Genomic DNA, 2,265 nt, shown 5'->3' with positions numbered 1-2,265 from the left:
GCGACGAGTACTGCGTGTTCGCCACGCGCGGCGGGCTGATGCTGGCCCGGGCCGACCTGCCCAACGGGTTCGAGGGCGCGCCGGGCGAGCACAGCGAGAAGCCCGAGAGCTTCTATGAATTGGTGCGCCGGGCGAGCCCCGGCCCCTACGGCGAGGCGTTCCAGCGTCGGCCCCGGCCGGACTTCGCCAACCTCTACGCGCCGCAGCCCGCCCTGGCGGAGACGGCGGAATGAGACCGCGCCCATGCCTGCGGCCGCCCCCGCGCGGCCCGCCGCGATCCGCCCCGCTTCGATGACACCCGCCGCGCGCTGAACGCCGGACTGCGCCCGCTTCGCCCCCACGCGGTCGCACCCGGCTCTTCACCCGCGCTTCCTGCCCGGATTCGCGTCGACGCTCCCTCGCGCGCGACCGGCGGAGCCTTGCCCGGCCCCAGCCGGGGCGCGGCGGGTGTCATCCCCCCCTCAAACGAGCCGCCCGACGCCGCGCGTGACCCGCGATTCCGGCGCTGGGCTTTCGCGTGCCCGAAACCGGACCGGTTTCGCGGCCGAACGGTGACGCTTTGCCCGAAGAGGCACCCGCCATGATCATCCGCCGGAAACACACCAAGAACTTCGCCATCATGTCCCAGGAGATTTTTCGGGACACGCGGCTGTCGCCGGAGGCTCTGGGCATCCTCTGCTACTTGCGCAGCCTGCCCGACGACTGGACCGTGTCGCAGGACCATCTGCGCACCCGGTTCGGTACCGGGAAGCACAAGATGCAGGGCATCATTCGCGAGCTGATCGAGACCGGCTGGATGGTGCGCCAGACCGCGCGGAAGGCCGGGCGCGGCACGTTCGCGGGCTCGGACTACATCGTCAACGACGAGCCCTCGGCCTCCGTCGGGGCGGCGTCACCGCAGCCCGAAAATCGAGCCACGGTGGAGCCGCCCGCGACGGCCGCGGCACCGCAGCTCGATTTACCGGCGCCGGAGGATCCGGAGCCGGACGAACCGGCGCCGGAAAACCGAGCCGCCTACCAAGTATTGAATCTTACCAAGGATTCTTCCCCCCTTAATCCCCCCACGGGGGGAGGGCTCAAGGCTCGAAAACTCCTCCGGGGGAACGGCGTCTCGGCGCCCGTCGCGCCCCGACCGGCCGCCAACCGGACGCCGCCGGCGGCGCTCGAGGGCGAGGCCGTCGAGCGGTTCGCCCGGCTCGAGGCGGCCTATCCGGCCACGGCCCGGGGTGTGACGCGGCGCGACCAGGCCCAGGCGATCTTCGCCGGGATGAGCGCCGAGGATCAGGTTCTGGCGATCGGCGCGGCGGCCAGCTACGCCGCCGACCTCAGCCGAACGGGCTACGCAGCCAAGGGGCTGCACGGCTGGCTGCGCCAGCGGCGGTTCGTGAACTTCCGCCCCTCGGCGCCGATCGGCGCGGCCTCGGCGGCGCCGGCGCGGGTGTTCGTCGAGCAGGGCAGCCCGGAATGGGAGGCCTGGATGGCCTATCGCCGGGCCCAGGGCGAGGCCGGAAGCTGCCCGACAACGGAGAAAGCCGGGCACCGGAATCCGGGCTGGCACTTCCCGAGCGCGCTACCGCCGGCCGCCGCGGTGCGGGCGGCATGAGCGGGCTTCGGTACGGGGTTGGCAAGTGGCCGCTCGAACTTGCGGGTTGGAATTATTTTGACCCTGCCGCCAAATGTGGGCGAGTCATAATTTCTCCAGCGCCTGCAAGCGGAGACGGCGGAGCGCTAGATAATTTTCGACAAGCGCGGCTATCTCCAAGTCTTGATGATCAGAGTTTTGGCTGTTTTGGCTTCGATCGAACATGTCCTTTGCTTGCATGGCCACTCTTTCCTCCGCCGAGGACATCATCCGGGCAAGATTATCGAGGATATATTGATCATTTGTCATGCGCATTCGCTTCAGCGCTAAGCATGAAAAACAATTGGAGATTTGACTGCAGGCTAATAAAGATCAGATTGATGTTTGGTTTTGTATGTTTTGGAGGCAATCTCAAGATTGCCACGGATGTTCATGGCCTGGATCCGATAATGGCGCACGAGCAGCCGCAGAACAGATGCTTTAGCAATTTCACCACGGTCATAGGCCTTCGCAGCCGTGCCATCGAGCTGGTTGGCCAATGCCTCATGCGCCTCAAGATCATGCGTCATGGAGCGGATGAATTGAAGCAGAGCGAGTCGCATGGTTTCAGTGTCTGGTTGCACAATATTAGAGCGTGCGGTCGACGCCGGCAGATAAACAGATGGTATATCTGATTAACCGTA

Annotated in this window: 3 protein-coding genes and 1 pseudogene; 2 read left to right on the top strand and 2 right to left on the bottom strand. The window is 66.3% G+C overall.

The features are described from left to right. A pseudogene (locus OWC43_RS23215) lies at window positions 1–233 on the top strand (hypothetical protein); the annotation flags it as partial. A gap of 347 nt (window positions 234–580) precedes the next feature. Continuing rightward, window positions 581–1,603, top strand: a complete 1,023-nt coding sequence (locus OWC43_RS23210) for a helix-turn-helix domain-containing protein (protein WP_393958652.1) — start codon at window positions 581–583, stop codon at window positions 1,601–1,603. Window positions 1,604–1,687: 84 nt separating this feature from the next. Here OWC43_RS23210 and OWC43_RS23205 read toward each other — a convergent pair whose 3' ends face one another. Next, window positions 1,688–1,891: a hypothetical protein gene (locus OWC43_RS23205; RefSeq protein ID WP_393958651.1), complete on the bottom strand. Its 204-nt coding sequence runs from the start codon at window positions 1,889–1,891 to the stop codon at window positions 1,688–1,690. Window positions 1,892–1,944: 53 nt separating this feature from the next. Beyond that, on the bottom strand, window positions 1,945–2,184 hold the full coding sequence (locus OWC43_RS23200; RefSeq protein ID WP_393958650.1) for a hypothetical protein: 240 nt from the start codon (window positions 2,182–2,184) through the stop codon (window positions 1,945–1,947). Window positions 2,185–2,265 lie beyond the last annotated feature (81 nt).

Source organism: Methylorubrum sp. POS3 (assembly GCF_043352485.1).
Lineage (GTDB): Bacteria > Pseudomonadota > Alphaproteobacteria > Rhizobiales > Beijerinckiaceae > Methylobacterium > Methylobacterium suomiense.
This window is presented reverse-complemented; position numbering and strand designations above follow the sequence as displayed.